The sequence below is a fragment of the Mycobacterium sp. NGS63 genome, assembly GCF_059812295.1.
In genome coordinates this window covers 356975-371591 of record NZ_JCALCJ010000005.1, presented here as the reverse complement: position 1 = coordinate 371591, position 14617 = coordinate 356975, and the positions used below count along the sequence as shown (strand labels likewise).

16 protein-coding genes are annotated in these 14617 nt (G+C 70.5%); 5 read left to right on the top strand and 11 right to left on the bottom strand.

Annotated elements, in window-relative coordinates; genetic code table 11:
• Positions 1-52: 52 nt before the first annotated feature.
• Positions 53-1639, bottom strand: coding sequence for an AMP-binding protein (locus AC5Y4Z_RS15815; RefSeq protein ID WP_499965396.1), 1587 nt, complete (start codon positions 1637-1639; stop codon positions 53-55).
• Positions 1636-2532 (bottom strand): SDR family NAD(P)-dependent oxidoreductase, encoded by an 897-nt coding sequence (locus AC5Y4Z_RS15810; protein ID WP_499965512.1) that lies wholly within the window; start codon positions 2530-2532, stop codon positions 1636-1638. Before AC5Y4Z_RS15810 ends, AC5Y4Z_RS15815 begins: the two co-directional genes overlap by 4 nt.
• Positions 2533-2769: 237 nt before the next feature.
• Here AC5Y4Z_RS15810 and AC5Y4Z_RS15805 point away from each other — a divergent pair, with 237 nt between their 5' ends.
• A complete protein-coding gene (locus AC5Y4Z_RS15805) occupies positions 2770-3504 on the top strand; it encodes a cutinase family protein (protein WP_499965395.1) in 735 nt (244 codons plus the stop codon).
• Between the two features lie 5 nt (positions 3505-3509).
• On the opposite strand, the gene AC5Y4Z_RS15800 is transcribed toward AC5Y4Z_RS15805, so the two are convergent.
• Both AC5Y4Z_RS15800 and AC5Y4Z_RS15795 read right to left on the bottom strand, forming a co-directional pair.
• Positions 3510-4286 (bottom strand): SDR family oxidoreductase, encoded by a 777-nt coding sequence (locus AC5Y4Z_RS15800; RefSeq protein WP_499965394.1) that lies wholly within the window; start codon positions 4284-4286, stop codon positions 3510-3512.
• Between the two features lie 118 nt (positions 4287-4404).
• Entirely contained in the window at positions 4405-5325 is a 921-nt protein-coding gene (locus AC5Y4Z_RS15795; RefSeq protein ID WP_499965393.1) for an oxygenase MpaB family protein, read from the bottom strand.
• Positions 5326-5426: 101 nt separating this feature from the next.
• Between AC5Y4Z_RS15795 and AC5Y4Z_RS15790 the strand changes: the two genes are divergently transcribed.
• From AC5Y4Z_RS15790 to AC5Y4Z_RS15780, 3 genes are read left to right on the top strand one after another with little or no spacing between them, the layout of a single operon-like run.
• Positions 5427-6020 (top strand): TetR/AcrR family transcriptional regulator, encoded by a 594-nt coding sequence (locus AC5Y4Z_RS15790; protein ID WP_499965392.1) that lies wholly within the window; start codon positions 5427-5429, stop codon positions 6018-6020.
• Positions 6021-6059: 39 nt separating this feature from the next.
• Positions 6060-7445, top strand: coding sequence for a bifunctional lipase/adenylate cyclase LipJ (gene lipJ, locus AC5Y4Z_RS15785; RefSeq protein WP_499965391.1), 1386 nt, complete (start codon positions 6060-6062; stop codon positions 7443-7445).
• Positions 7446-7457: 12 nt separating this feature from the next.
• Positions 7458-8204: a class I SAM-dependent methyltransferase gene (locus tag AC5Y4Z_RS15780; RefSeq protein ID WP_499965390.1), complete on the top strand. Its 747-nt coding sequence runs from the start codon at positions 7458-7460 to the stop codon at positions 8202-8204.
• Positions 8205-8207: 3 nt separating this feature from the next.
• On the opposite strand, the gene AC5Y4Z_RS15775 is transcribed toward AC5Y4Z_RS15780, so the two are convergent.
• The 3 genes from AC5Y4Z_RS15775 to AC5Y4Z_RS15765 form a co-directional block, all read right to left on the bottom strand.
• Positions 8208-8669, bottom strand: a complete 462-nt coding sequence (locus tag AC5Y4Z_RS15775; protein WP_499965511.1) for an SRPBCC family protein — start codon at positions 8667-8669, stop codon at positions 8208-8210.
• Positions 8670-8806: 137 nt separating this feature from the next.
• On the bottom strand, positions 8807-8944 hold the full coding sequence (locus AC5Y4Z_RS15770) for a hypothetical protein (RefSeq protein ID WP_499965389.1): 138 nt from the start codon (positions 8942-8944) through the stop codon (positions 8807-8809).
• A gap of 142 nt (positions 8945-9086) precedes the next feature.
• Positions 9087-9932: an SDR family oxidoreductase gene (locus AC5Y4Z_RS15765; RefSeq protein ID WP_499965388.1), complete on the bottom strand. Its 846-nt coding sequence runs from the start codon at positions 9930-9932 to the stop codon at positions 9087-9089.
• A 68-nt stretch (positions 9933-10000) separates the two neighbouring features.
• Between AC5Y4Z_RS15765 and AC5Y4Z_RS15760 the strand changes: the two genes are divergently transcribed.
• The gene (locus AC5Y4Z_RS15760; protein WP_499965387.1) at positions 10001-10615 is read left to right on the top strand and encodes a PaaI family thioesterase; all 615 of its coding nucleotides are present in this window, start codon (positions 10001-10003) and stop codon (positions 10613-10615) included.
• Positions 10616-10624: 9 nt separating this feature from the next.
• Here AC5Y4Z_RS15760 and AC5Y4Z_RS15755 read toward each other — a convergent pair whose 3' ends face one another.
• The 4 genes from AC5Y4Z_RS15755 to AC5Y4Z_RS15740 are packed head-to-tail and all read right to left on the bottom strand — an operon-like array spanning position 10625 to position 14614.
• Positions 10625-11389, bottom strand: a complete 765-nt coding sequence (locus AC5Y4Z_RS15755; RefSeq protein WP_499965386.1) for a DUF2127 domain-containing protein — start codon at positions 11387-11389, stop codon at positions 10625-10627.
• Between the two features lie 55 nt (positions 11390-11444).
• Entirely contained in the window at positions 11445-12851 is a 1407-nt protein-coding gene (locus AC5Y4Z_RS15750; protein WP_499965385.1) for an MmgE/PrpD family protein, read from the bottom strand.
• A gap of 2 nt (positions 12852-12853) precedes the next feature.
• Positions 12854-14116, bottom strand: coding sequence for a DUF7373 family lipoprotein (locus tag AC5Y4Z_RS15745; protein WP_499965384.1), 1263 nt, complete (start codon positions 14114-14116; stop codon positions 12854-12856).
• Positions 14117-14134: 18 nt separating this feature from the next.
• On the bottom strand, positions 14135-14614 hold the full coding sequence (locus AC5Y4Z_RS15740) for an Rv0361 family membrane protein (protein WP_499965383.1): 480 nt from the start codon (positions 14612-14614) through the stop codon (positions 14135-14137).
• Between the last annotated feature and the right edge of the window lie 3 nt (positions 14615-14617).

The window sequence follows — 14617 nt, the reverse complement described above, 5'->3', positions numbered from 1 at the left end:
GCATCGGCGTACCCCGCGCCGGTTGCCGGAAACGCCGCCTCGGCAAGAACGGTCAGGTCGGCAACTCCTTGCGCACGACCTTGCCGGCCGGATTGCGCGGGATGGCGTCGACGATGTTGATGTCCCGCGGCTGTTCGAAGCGGGAAACCTTGCCCTTCAGGTAATCCCGTAACGCCGACGGGTCGATGCTGGCGCCGGGCTGGCGGACCACGAAGGCGGCCAGCCGTTGACCGAACTGCCCGTCGGGGACGCCGATGACGGCATTGTCGGCGACGTCTGGGTGCTCGGCGAGCGCGTTCTCGACCGCGCGCGGGTAGACGTTCTCTCCGCCCGAGATGATCATGTCGTCCTCGCGCCCGACGATGAAGAGCCGTCCGGCGTTGTCGAGATAGCCCATGTCCCCCGTGCTCGTCATGCCCTCGATGACGGCCTTCGCTGCGCCGTCGGTGTACCCCTCGCCGGCCAGCTCGCCGCCGACGAAGATGCGCCCGGTGACGCGCGGGCCCACGGGCCGGTCGTTCTTGTCGAAGATCCGCACCGGGCAGCCGGCCACGGGTTTGCCGACGGTCTCGGGAGCCTCCCGCAGGTCGGCCGGTGTCGCCAGTGCGCCGATGCCGACTTCGGTTGAGCCGTAGCCGTTGTAGAGCACGTCGCCGTAGGCGTCCATGAACCGTTGCCCCAGCGTGGGATCGAGGCGGTCGCCGCTGGACAGCGCCACCCGCAGGTAGGGCAGCGGGTTTCGCGCCCGCACCCGTCGCGGCAGGTCCAGGATGCGGGCGAGCACGACCGGCACCGCGGTGAACGCGTCGGCGCGATGCAGCGACGCCTGCGCGAGTGCGGCTTCGGCGTCGAAGTGGCGGTGCGTCAGCACGGTGCCGCCGAGTGCCACCGTCAGCATCAGCATGCCCAACCCCAGCCCGTGAAACATGGGCATTGCCACCGAGATTCGCGAGCCGGTGCGCAGCCCGGTGCGATCCAGGATCGTCACCCAGACGCCGACCGCCGAACGCAGCTGCGGCGTGCGCGGCACACCTTTGGGCTTGCCGGTCGTCCCCGACGTCAGTAGCACGATGCGCCCCGGTGCGGCCACCGTCGGGCGCGCGGGGCGCCGGCTTTCGTCGCGCGCCCCGACGGTGGCCGGGTCGATGACGGCGACCGAATCGTCAGCGGCGCGCACCCGTTCGGCGAACTCCGCGTCGGCGATCAGCGTGGTGATGTTGTGTGAGCTCAACGCGGCGGCCAGCGCATCGGTGCGGAAGTCCGTGTTGACGAGCACCACGTCGGCGCCGGCCAGCGCGATCGCGAAGAATCCCTTGACGAACCCGCGGCCGTTGCGGCACATGACCCCCACCGCCGCGCCGGGTCCGGCGCCGCCGCCGCACAATTCGCGTGCCAGCGATTCGGTTTCCGATTGCAGCTCGCGGTAGGTGAAGGCGCCGTCGTCGTCGACGATCGCCGTCTTCTTCGGCCACCGGGCCGCCGTGACCGCCAACAGCGTGTAGGGGTTGGTGCCGCCGCGGCGCGCCTCGTTGAGCAGCCGCGCCACCGCAAGGGGCGACGGCGGGCTGAGCAGCCCGGAACGCAGCAGCGCCCGCGCCGCGGTGGCGCCCACGCCCTGCCCGGACGGCGGGGCGGTCATCGCTGCGCCGCATCGGAGCGGGAGAGAAAGCGCCGGTGCCACAGCCGGGCCGCGCGGTCGGCGGGCCCGGCCAGCAGCACCGACGCCAGCTCGGCGGGCCACACCCAGGGCGGCTCGCTGGTGCGGGGCCGCTCGATCACCACTTTGGCGATCGCGTCGGCGGCCTCGTCCGCGGACAGCCCGGGAAGCCGGCCCAGCGTCGGCGTCGGCGCGATCATCCGGGTCCGCACCAGCGCGAAGTAGACCGACGTGACATCCACCCCGTCGGCGTGCAATTCCGGTGCCACGCTGCGCAGCCAGCGATCGAACGCGCCCTTGGACGCCTGGTAGGCACCCCATTGGGGACCGGGCACCACCCGGACCCCGACGCTGGAGACGTTCACGATGTGCCCGCCGCCGCGCTCCCGCATCGCCGGCAGCAGCCCCAGCAGCAACCAGATCGGTCCCAGGTAGTTGATGTCGATGGTGCGCTGGAAGTCGTGCGGGCGGTCGTACTGGTGATGCAGCGAGCGGCGCAACGACTTTCCGGCGTTGCTCACCACGATGTCGAGCGGGCCGTGGTTCTCGTTGATCTGCTTCGTCAGCTCGCTGACGGCCGACTCGTCGGACAGGTCGGTCGGGTAGGCGACGGCGCGGCCCCCGCCGGCGTTGATCGCCGCCGCGACGTCCTCGAGCCGTTCGGCCGACCGGGCGACCACGAGCACGGTCGCTCCGGCGGCGGCCATCTTGCGGGCCGTCGCCTCGCCGATTCCGTAGGACGCGCCGGTCACCAACGCGGTCTTGCCAAAGACGGCGTTGCGCAGCCGGTCGGGATCTGAGATTCGCGCGGGGTTGGCCAGTCGGTCGGTGGCCGCCCGAACGGCGCGCGAAAAGGGTTGGGCTATCACGTTCACGCTCACTGCCGCAATCGTTCCGAAGTGCACGCCGGGGGGCGCGGCTCCTGGCTTGGCCGCGCGCCCCGACCCGGACCACAGCTAGCGAAACACATCGATCGCGGCGGGCTCGCGGGGGGCCATAGCACCCAAGCGATCTCGCCGGATCCGCGGAGACGCGGGCGCGGGTGCGAAAGCTCAAAAAATTGCCAGAAAAAACTCTGTTTAGGCAACGGTTTACATGGGCACAATTGCGGCATGATCGCACGTCACCTCGCCCGTTACCTTGGTCCCGCAGTAGTCGCGGCGTCGGGGGTCAGCGCCTCGATCCTCGCGCCCGCTCTCCCCTCCGCCTCCGCCCAGTGTCCTGACGCCCAAGTGGTATTCGCGCGCGGCACCGGTGAGGACCCCGGTGTCGGCCCGACCGGACAGGCGTTCATCGACAACCTGCGCGGGCGCATCGGCGGCAAGTCGCTCGACGTGTACCCCGTCAACTACCCAGCCAGCAACGACTGGGACACCGGCCTCGACGGAATTCGGGACGCCGGCGCTCACATCGTCTCCATGGCGCACGACTGCCCCAACACCAAGATGGTGCTCGGCGGTTACTCGCAGGGCGCGGCCGTGATGGGCTTTGTCACCTCGTCCGCCGTGCCCGACGGCATCGACCCCGCGACGGTGCCCAAACCGATGGATCCCGCGGTGGCCGACCATGTCTCGTCGGTCGTGCTCTTCGGAATGCCCAACGTCCGGGCGATGAACTTCCTCAACGAGCCACCGGTCGCCATCGGCCCGCTTTATCAGTCGAAGACGATCAAGGTGTGCGCGCCCGAGGACCCGGTGTGCTCCGACGGGATGAACTTCGCCGCCCACGACACCTACGCGTCCGGCGGCGAGATGATCGACAAGGGCGCGGCCTTTGCGGCCAGTCGCCTCAACGGCAATCCCGCCGCCGCGCCCGCCGGAACGCCCGGCGGGGGCTTCGGCAGCTGAGCTGATCACGGAGTGGGCGCCCGGCCGGCGCCCGCGGTGATCGCCTCGTTGAAGACGGGATAGATGTCGTCGAAGGCGCCGTCGCGTTCGGCGAACCGGAACCCCTTGACGCGCTCGACGAGGATCTCGTCGGCTTCGGGCTGCCGCTCCAACAGGGTCATGGTCTCGCTGATGTAGGCGTCCAGGGGCATCGCGTTCGCCTGCAGGCCCCGCTCGCCCCGCAGCGCGGTCTGCACCTGCGGCGGAACGATTTCGATCACCTGGACCGCGGTCCCGCGCAGCTGGAAACGCAGCGACTGGGTGTAGGAATGCAGCGCCGCCTTGGTGGCGCAATACGTCGGCGTCAGCGCGCTGGGCATGAACGCCAGCCCCGACGTCACGTTGAGGATCGCCGCCCGCGGCTTCTTCAGCAGCGACGGCAACAGCGCCGCGGTGAGCCGGATCGGGCCCAGCAGGTTGATCAACACGGTCTGCTCCGCGGTGCTGGGCCCACTGGTGGTGAGGTCCTCGACGCGCTGGATGCCGGCGTTGTTGACGACGACGTTGAGGTCCGGGAAGTGGTCGGTCACCTCGGTGGCGAAGCGGCGGATGTCGGCCGGATCGCCCTGATCCAGCGACAGCGTCTGGATGCCCGGGTTCGCGTCGGCGACCGCCTGCAGCGGCTCGCGGCGTCGCCCCGCGATGACGACGGTGTTGCCCAGGCGGTGCAGCGACTCGGCCAAGCCGCGGCCGATTCCGGTGCCGCCCCCGGTGACCAGCACTGTGTTGCCCGTCATCTGCATGGCCGCTTCTCCTTCGGATGCACTGCGGTGAGGCCGTCGACCGACGTAGCGGATGCCCCGATGCGCAGTCGGCTAACCACCCATCTTCGCGCGCCGACCCCCCGTAGCGGGAGGGTTGTCAGGCCGCGCGGTTGTGCAGCCGGCGCGGGTCGACGCCCGCGCGCCGCCACGCCCGCACCGCCCAGGGCAGGTAGATGAACGCGAGCGGCAGCCGGTTGATGAGCGGGTTGAGCGCGCGCATGACGGCGGCGAAGCGCTGAAACCGCTTCTCCCTCTTGGCATCCCACTCCAGCTGACACACCTCGCGCATCTGCGGCGGCAGGGTCCCGACCAGCACCAGGCGGGTGTAGGCGTTGAGCGGGGCGGACAGCATTTTCCAGAGCGGCCGGGGAATCCGGCGCGGGCCCGGGATGCCTTTGCGGATGTAGCCGGTGCCGTACAGGACGGTCTTGTGCGGCACGAAACGCTCGAGCATCTCCTCCCAGTAGGCGACGAACTCGTCGTACGTCTGCGGTTGCCCGCGGTCGCTGACGCCGTAGAGGCCGTACCAGACCTTGCCCTCGTTGAAGATCTGCTCCTTCTCCGCGCGCGACAACCGGCGGATGAACGTGTCGGTCGTGTAGATGACCTGGTCGACGAAGGTGGCGTGCGCCCAGTAGAACAACTCCGGGTTCAGGGCGTGGTAGCGGGAGCCGTCGCTGATCGTGCCCTTGATCGGCTTGTGGAAATCGCGGACCTTGCGGCCCCACTCGTGCGGGTCGTCGGAGTACACGGTCTTCATCAGGGGCGGGGCGGTGCGCCTGGCCCGTCCCAGCGTGTCGCTGAACACCACCGAATGGTCGAGCACCCCCTGGGCGAGCTGCTCGATGCAGTTCTCGACGCCGGCCGTGCGCTGGAACCCGAAGAACTGGGTGCGGTGATCGCCGTAGAACTTCCACGTCAACGACTCGGGCCCCAGCCGGGGCGCGGTGTCGTTCTCGTCGACCGGCATGGGCTCCGCCTCGCGGACGCCGCTGTCGAAATCCTGTCCAGCGGTCATCGCAACCCCCTTGCCCCGCGGTTGTGATACAGAGAAACAAACGAGTATCTTTGTGTCACGATAGCATCGGCGCGCCGAGATTGCCCTGGGGGTCGTGATCCATGCAGAACCGCAGCCTTGACGGCGATCTCGGTGAAAGGACCGATCTCGAGCGCAGCATCCTCGACACCGCGCGCGCGGTCTTCGAGACCTACGGGGTGCGCCGCGCCAACATCGAAGACGTCGCCGCGCGGGCCGGCGTCAGCCGCAGCACCATCTACCGGCGGTTTCCGACCAAGGACGACCTGTTCGAGCACGTGGTGCGGCGCGAGGCCGAACTCTTCTTCGGCACGCTCGACCGGGCCACCGCGGGCTGCACCCCGCAGCAGGCGGTGATCGAGGCGTTCGCGTTGGGGGTGCGGCTGGTCCAGGATTCGCCCCTGTATTCGCGGATCGTCGAAAGCGAGCCCGAGCTGTTCGGCATGTTCTCGCGATCGCACGTCTTCCCGATCCGCCAGTTCGCCGACGGGATCGCCCATACGCTGCGGCGCTGCGGGACCGACATCCCCGAGCCGGACCTGGCCAACATCGCCGACATTTTGCTGCGCGTCGCGCTGGGCATCATCGTGTTCCCCACCGACCGCCTCGACACCTCGGATCCCGCGGCGGTCCGCGACTACGCCGCGCGCTACCTGGTTCCGATCATCGGCCGCTAACTGTTCGTCTTGTCGGGGCCCTGAATTAGCCTGATAGCCGTGTCTGGGTTTCCAGGGGCACCACGCACCCGGTACGCCAGTTGCGGCGACACGGACATCGCCTACCAGGTGTTCGGCGATGGGCCGATCGACCTGGTGCTGCTGCCCGGGCCGTCCATTCCGATCGACTCGGTCGACGCCGAGCCGTCGATGTACCGCTTCCACCGGCGGCTGGCGTCGTTCGCCCGCGTGATCCGGCTGGACCAGCGCGGGATCGGGCTGTCGTCGCGGGTCCCCTCGGTGGACGTGATCGGGCCGGAATTCTGGGCCAAGGACGTCATCGCGGTCATGAACGCGGTCGGGTGCGAGCGGGCGACGATCGTGGCGCCGAGCTTCACCTCGATGACCGGGCTGGTGCTGGCCGCCGAGCACCCCGACCGGGTCAGCAGCCTGGTGATCATCAACGGCGCCGCCCGCACCATGTACGCCGCCGACTACCCGATGGGCTCCAAGATCGAGGCCCTCGACCCGTACACGACCGTCGCGATCGACCCGGACGCCGTCGACCAGGGCTTCGACATGCTGGGCATCATCGCCCCCAGCGTCGCCCGCGACGACGCCTTCCGCGCCTGGTGGGACGGGGCCGGCAACCGCGCCGCCTCACCCAGCATGGCCCGCGCGATGATCCTGGCGGTCCGCAACTGCGACGTGCGTCACGCGCTGCCGCGCATCACCGCGCCCACACTGATCCTGCACCGGGCCGACTCGAGCTTCACCCCACTCGCGCACGGCCACTATCTCGCCGAGCACATCGCCGGAGCGCGGCTCGTCGAACTACCCGGCGAGGACACCCTGTACTGGGTCGGCAACACCGGGCCCATGCTCGACGAGATCGAGGAGTTCATCACCGGCATGCGCGGCGGCTCCGACGCCGAACGCCTGCTCACCACGATCGTGTTCACCGACATCGTCGGCTCCACCGAACGCGCCGCGCTGCTCGGCGACCACCGCTGGCGCGACCTGCTGGACAACCACGACACCATCATTCGCCACGAACTCCAGCGGTACGGCGGGCGCGAAGTCAACACGGCCGGAGACGGATTCGTCGCCACCTTCTCCAGCCCCAGCGCCGCGCTCGCCTGCGCCGACGACATCGTCGACGCGGTGCGGGTGCTGGGCATCGAGGTGCGGGTGGGCATCCACGCGGGCGAGGTCGAGGTGCGCGGCGCGCTGAAAACCGACGTCGCCGGGATGGCCGTGCACATCGGCGCGCGGGTGGCGGCGCTGGCCGGGCCCAGCGAGGTGCTGGTGTCGTCGACCGTGCGCGACATCGTCACCGGCTCGCGGCACAGGTTTGCCGACCGCGGCGAGAGTGCACTCAAGGGCGTGCCGGGCGAATGGCGCCTGTGCGCCCTGGTCCGCGAGCGCGCGGTGGCCAGGAGATAAGAAGGAGTACGCGTGACCGACGTGCATGTCTCGCTGCCGCCCGCGCTGCGCCGAGCGATGGAGCTGGTCGCCGACCCGCCGGCGGATCCCGACGTCAGCAACGGCTACCTGGATCTGCTCGGCGCGGAACCCGACGAGGACGACCCCGTCGAAAAGAACACCGGCCCGATCCAGGCGGCGTGGGCGTCGCCCCTCGGCTCGATGCTGTACGACAACGCCCAGGCCTTGTCGCGCCGGCTGCTGTCCGCGTGGCAGTTGCCCATCGAGTGGCTGAACATCCCGCAGGGCGGGGTGGCGCTGGACATCGGCTCCGGTCCCGGCAACGTCACCGCGTCGCTGGCCCGCGCCGCCGGCCCCGAGGGACTGGCGCTGGGAATCGACATCTCCGAGCCCATGCTGGCCCGCGCGGTGCGCAACGAGGCGGGACCGCAAGTCGGCTTCATCAAGGCCGATGCGCAGCGACTTCCGCTGCGCGACAACACCGTCGACGCGGTGGTCTCGACCGCCGTGCTGCAGCTGGTCCCCCATCCGGCGGCGGCCCTCGCCGAGATGGCGCGGGTGCTGCGGCCGGGCGGACGGCTGGCCGTCATGGTGCCCACCGTCGGGCCGGCGGCCCGGCTCTGGCAAAAGCTGCCGAACGTCGGGGCGCATGCGTTCGACGACGACGAGATCGCCGACATCCTGGAAGGCAACGGTTTCGTCAGCGTGCGGGTCAGGAACTACGGCACGTTTCAGTGGGTGCGCGGCAAAAACGGCTGAGTCTCAGGCGCCTTCGTCGCCGGCCTGGGCGAGCACGGCGAGCCGGTCCATCGATGCGCGCAGCATGTCGGGCGTCGTCGAGCTCGCCCTGGCCAGCCGGGTGCTGTCGGTCAGCTCCGTCCAGTCATAGGTGTGCGTCACGGTGGTCAGGGTGGCGTTGATCGGGCTGAGCTCCCAGCGCCACAGGTGGCCCGGCGGCTGCCTTTTGGGTTCGGCCGGGCGCCAGGCGATCCTGCTGCCTTCGATGAATTCCACGACGTGGTTCTCCCGCACGGCGCCGTTGGTCAGCGTCGTCGTGAACACGTCGCCCACGGCACGGACGCGTTGCCCCGGGGCCGACGCCGCGAGGTTGTCGTTGCCGTCCCACCTCGGCTGGCGAGCGGGGTCGGCGATCAGCTCGAAGATCCGTTCGGCGCTGGCGGCGATGACGCGGGTGGCGCTCACGATGCGTTCCGGCGGTTCCATGCCGCTATCCAAACACGCGGGCGCGCCGCGCGTCTCGGCGAACCCCGTGCGCCGAACGTGCAGCCACTGCGAGATTTCCACGATTTTTTCGCCGTAGCTGCACGCTCGGCGTTCGCCGCCAGCGGTCGGCGGCCTTCTCAGCAGCGCTCGGCGCCCCTGCGCATGATCGGCGGATTGGAATCCGCTTGGCGCGGTTCGGCTCTCAGCAAGGCGTCGCGCGCCCGGGCGCCGAGTTTGGCCGAGGCCTGACCCAACCTGTCCTGCAGTGTCGGCACGATTCACCCCTCACTCTGTTCGGCCGGTTGGACTCAATTGAATTGCACCGGGCTCGCCTTACGGGCGCGCCGCGCCGCAGTAAACGTCACGAAAACCCGTTTTGTGGCGTCACCCACATTGTCCCGCCGGCCGCCCGGCTCGTCACACGGTGGCGCGGAACCGGCGCAGATAGCCGACCAGCCGGCGCGCGGGAAACGCCTTCGGCCAGTCGTCGGTGCGGAAGTAGGCGTCGGTCCCGCCGTCGACGAAAATCACGCTGCCGCAAAGGAAGTCGGCCGAGTCCGACAGCATGAAGCGGATCCAGTCGGCCATCTGCCCGGCGTCGCCGAAGCCACCGACCGGAACGGGGAATCTCCGGACCGCCTTGGCCTGCCGGGGGTCGGCGAGCTGTTCCTCCAACAGCGGGGTCATGATCGCGCCGGGCGCCAGCGCGTTCAACCGCACCCCCGCGCCCGCCCACTCCGGCAGCACCGCGTGCCGGCGCACCCACCGGCTGACCGCGATCTTCGATGCCGCATACATCATCGTCGGCGCGCCCGGGCCGTACAGCCGCACCGACCGCACCGCCTTGTCCGCGTCGTGGGCGAGCAGGGCACGCACGGTGCGACGGGGCACCGCGGGCACCGTCGTCGTGGAGTTGCTGGAGATGACGACGGCCTTGGCGCGGTCCGCCGCGGCCAGCGCGGGCCGCAGGGCGGTGAGCAGTTCGACCACCCCGAGGTAATTGACCTGAGCGATCTGGCGGGGCCGATCCCGGCCCGGGCGGGGGCCCAGGCCGGCGGCCAGCACGGCGCCGTCGAGCCTGCCGCCGCACGCCGCCAGCACGCCGTCGGCGGCGCCGGCGCGGCCGTCCGGGGTCGACAGGTCCGCGACGACGTCGGCGCCCTTGACGTCGACACCGATCACGGTGTGCCCGTCGGCGCGCAGCCGCTGCGCGGTCTCCCGGCCCATCCCGGAGGCCGACCCGCTGATCGCGTAGGTGCCCATTGGAGTCTCCGTTCCTCGTGGCGCAGTATGCCCGCCGGGCGATCGCGCGGCACTGTTAGGTTATCTATGTGACTGACCAAGAGCTCTGCGCCGATCACCGCCTGCTGGAATCGGTGTACGGGCCGCTGGCCGAGTCCATCCGGCGGCTCATCGACGTCAGCATCCGCAGCGAGGCCGACCCCGCGACGGTCGCGGCCGCGCAGGCGAAAATCGACCGTGCCGCTGACGAATTGAGCCAAGCCCTGCGGCCGGGATCGTTCGGGGTGCGCCGCACGCCCGACGGCCAGAACATCGCGTGGGGCAACGTCGTGGTCGGGGCGCGCAACCCGGTGGCCCCACCCCTGGTGATGCACCACGAGCCCGACGGGCTGGTGTGGTCGGAATTCGTTCTCGGCGCGGCGTACGAGGGGCCGCCGGAGCACGTCCATGGCGGGGTGTGTGCGCTGATCCTCGACCACGTGCTGGGCGCCACGGCCCACCAGCCCGGCCGGCCCGCCTACACGGGCACCCTGACGCTGCGGTACCGGCGCCGCACCCCGCTCGGACATCCGCTGCGCGCGCAGGCCCAGGTCGAGCGCACGGAAGGCGCCAAGACGTTCGCCGTGGGGCACATCGCCGACGAGCACGGCGTGACCGTCGAGGCCGAGGGCGTCTTCATCCATCCCAAGCGCCCCCTCGCGTGACCGGCGCCGTCAGCTGCTTGCGGCCGCGCGCTCGACGTCGAGAAGCTGCTCGCCTTTCCGCTCCTCGTCGTAGGCCTTGCGGCCGCCCCGCAGGCCGAACAACCGCTTGGACACCAGCAGGTAGACCACGGCGGCCACATTGATCGTGAAGGTGACCAGCCGGGTCATCGTGATGCCCTTGGCCAGGTCGTGGATCTCCAGCGGCAGGAAGACCGAGGTCGCCACCACCGCGAAGTACTCGCCCCAGCGCTTCAGCAGCCACAGGCCGGCCGCCTCGACGATCTCGATCAGCGCGTAGCCGGCCAGCATCAGGGTCAGCAGGGCCAGGGTGGACGGCTTGGCGGCCAGCGCCTTTTCCAGCTCGTGCACGATCGTCATCTGGTCGACCTTGAACCCGGCGGCGCGAAAGATCGGCAGGTCGCGGTCCAGGGTCGCCTGGATGGCACCCCGCGCCCCGCGGAACTTCCACACCGCATACGCCGCCAGCGCGATCACCACCGCGCGGAACAGCCGCTCGACCGCGAGTGCCCTGATGATGATCGCCTGGCGTAAAGCCTTGCCGCGCATGATCATCGGCGCGTCCTGGGCGTCGCCGCGCCCGTGCGGGGCGCCGACGACGAATTCACCGCAGCGCAGGCAGCGCCAGACTTCGCCCAGGCCGGTCCTGCCGCTGAGCCGGCCGGCCAGCGCCTCCTCGTCCGGCGCGTAGGTGACGTGGCCTGCAAGCGCACAGGTGACCAGTTCCCACCGGTTGGTGCCGCGATCTTTGCGCATGGCCGATCATCGACTGCCGACGGCGGACCATGCAAGGGGGCGCGCACGGACGGGCCTAGAAGCGGGCGCTGCTCCGTGGGCGGTGGGCGGTCGGGCTCACCGCGCCCAGCAGGGCGGTGAATTCGGCGACCGGGATCTCGTCGAGGTGGTCGACCGCGGCGACGATGTCGGCGCGCAGCGCTTCCCCGCAGAACGGTTCGGCGAGCCAGGTGAACTTGTCGACCACCCGTCCCCAGGACAGCGGCCGGGTGGGCGATCCCTCGTAATCGCTTTGCTCCCGGTGGAATTCCCGCCCGTCGCGGGTGGCCACGTGCACGCGGACCGCCGTGCGTTGCGGATAGTCCGCGGTCAGGTCGGCGGCGGCCGTGACGTCCACCCGGGCCAGCAGGGCCTGCACGTCGGCGCGCGACACCCGTTCGGTCTCGAGCTGTTCGGGGCCGACGCCCCCGTCGAGCAGGGCCACCGCGCTGAGGTATTTCAGGTTGTAGTCGGCCTGCTCCTTGGTGCGGGGGTGATCCTTGTCGCCGTACGCTCCCCCGCCGGCGAAGTCGTACGCGCCCTGGAAGACCTCGAGGTTGACCCGGGCGATGTCGTCGCCGCGCAAGCCGTTCTCGGTGCGGATCGCCAGGACCGCGTCAATGACGGCCTGCCCGTGGATAAGTGAGCAGTACTGCTTGAGGTAGGTCTGCTGCGCGCAGGTCAGCGCGCGGTCGGCGGTGTGAAAGTCGACGGGCTGGTCGAGGAGCTGCGCCAGGCCGTGCGGCCCCTCGAACAGGGACTTGGGCCCGGTGACCCCGCGGGCCGCCAGCATCGTCGTGTAGACCGCGCGCATGCCGGTGATCGCCGGTGAGATGCCCTTCCAGTTCGAGACCGGCTCGGCGTGCACGGTGGCGAGCGAGACGTTGTCCGCCGCCGCGGCGGCGATGGCGTTGGCGGTCTGCTCGGCGTCGAGCCCGAGCAGCCTCGCCGACCCGGCCGCGACCGACATCGCCAGTTGCAGCGCGTGATTGAGCCCGCGCGCCATCAGCGGAACCTGGGCGCTGAACCGGCACTGCACCTCGTACGCCACCGCCAGGGCCAGCAGGAAGTCCGCCCCGCCGGCGCCGACCTGCTCGGCCACGGCCAGCACCGCGCCGAAGTTGTCGGCGGGGTGGCACAGCCCGCCCACCGTCAGGTAGGTGTCGAGCAGGTCGGGGTAGCGCACCAGCACCGCGTTGAAGAACGCGGCCTGGTCGACCGACGCCCGCCCGCCCCCGACGAGGGTCGCCGTCGGGGCACCGCTGAACTGGCCGGTGTGCTCGCGCAGGGTGGCGATGAGCTCGCCGTCCAGCGAGCCGACGGCACAGGCCACGCTGTCCAGCACGTTGCGCTTCAGCGCTGCGCGCGGTGGGCCGCTCAGGTCCGCCTGCTCGGCTGCGACGACGAAGCGGGCCAGGTCGTCGACCACGTAGTCGTGCGTCACGGCTAGCCCGCCAGCATCCGGTATTGAGCGGCCAATTGCTGGTGTGCGTTGTCGAGTTGCCGCGCAACGGTTTTGATCGTGTAGCGGCCCGCCGCGGCCACGCACCAGTAGCGGGGCACCAGGCCGTTGGACCCCGCGACCCGCGTGCACCGGCTCTGCGGCAGTCCCGGCGCCGGCGAAGCGGCTTGGGCCGCCGGGGTTTTCGCCGCGATGTCGCTGTAGGACCCGGCGAGCGTCTGCGCGGCGGCGGGGTCTTTGGCCTGGTACACCGTGGCCAGCGCGGTGGACACGTAGTCCACGCCGGCGGCGGACAGCGCGGCGCCGACTGCAACGGGGTCGTCTTCCAAGTGCAGTGCGCCCGCCGTCTCGTAGGCGGCCCCGGACATCTGCGTGACCTGGTCGGCCGGCAGCGGCAGGGTGCGGGCAACGAGCCCGGTCGGGTCCAGCGGCAGGGTGGCGAATTGGTTGGCGTCGGTGGGCCGGAACGTGTCGATCAGCGGCACTTGCAGATCCAGGGTCCGCGCGGCCAGCGGCGCTTCGCAGTCGGGGCCGGCGGCGCAGCGCACGACCTGAGCCAGAACGTAGGGGCCGTGCGCGGTGAAGGCCGACAGCTCCCGCACCGTCTGGGTGCCGTCCTGGAAGGTCAGCACCGTCCCGGCGGCATCGGGGTGGCCGGGGATGGGGATGGACCGCTCCGGGTCGGTCACGATCGGGGTGACGTCGGGGACGCGGGGCATGTGCATCGCCCTGTCGTGCATGCCCTGTGCGGCCGACGTCGCCGCGGCCGAGTTGGCGAAGCGCAGGACCGCGTTGCGCAGCGACATCTGCGGATTCGGGCCCGGGGTCTGCCGCTCGGAGGAGAACCCGACCACGAACGGAAGGTTGTACGCGCCGCCGGCGATCGGCGCCCACGTGACATGGGAGAACTGGTCGACGTCCTTGATCACCGTGGCCGCGAAGTTGGAGCCCGGGGTGGAGAGCGAGGCGTCGGCCTGCCAGGGCCCGACGACGTAGGCGGCCATGCGGCGGCCCTCGACGAGCCGCCCGGCTTCCTCGGAACCGGCGTTGCCCAGCGGGGGCGACGGGGCCGTGGGATAGTTGCCCGGGTCGAGCTGGGAAGCGTTGACCGGGGCCGGCGCGGTTGCCGGCGATTGGGGGGCGGGCCGCGCGGTGCCCGCGACGGTCGCATCGTGGCAGCCCACCAGGACGGCGGCGAGCAGCGCCGCGAGTGCGAGCGGTTTCGTGTGTGGCGCTGGGCTTTTCACTTCACTCACCATGCTTGCTCATGGCTTGCAGATCTTCCAACCGTCTTCGAGTCTGAGCGGCAGGCTCACCGAACGGAACCCCAAGGCCTCATTCTGGGCGTCCATCGTGGCGGTGGCCGTGTCGCCGGTGACCGCGACCGAGGTGACCTTGACCGTGGTGAGCCCGTTCTGTACGCGGGTCTTCTTCAGGTAATCCATGGTGGGCCCGGTGAACTCGACCCGCATCGCCGTGCACATCAATTCGGTGTAGGCGTCCCAGTTCTGGGTGTTGTAGGCGTCCTGAAATGCCATGACGGTCTGGCGTATCTGGTCCTCGGCGGACTCCGTCGTCGGCGCCGGCGGGGCGACGGACGGGTTGGGCGCGGCCCCCACCGACGCCGGGGTGGTGGTGCGTGGCGACACCGCGGTGCCGCCGGTCACCGTCGAGCAGGAGGCGGCGCTGGCGGCGATGGCCAGCGCGGCGGCGACCGTGGCGACTTTCGTTGTCGTGGTTGTCATTTC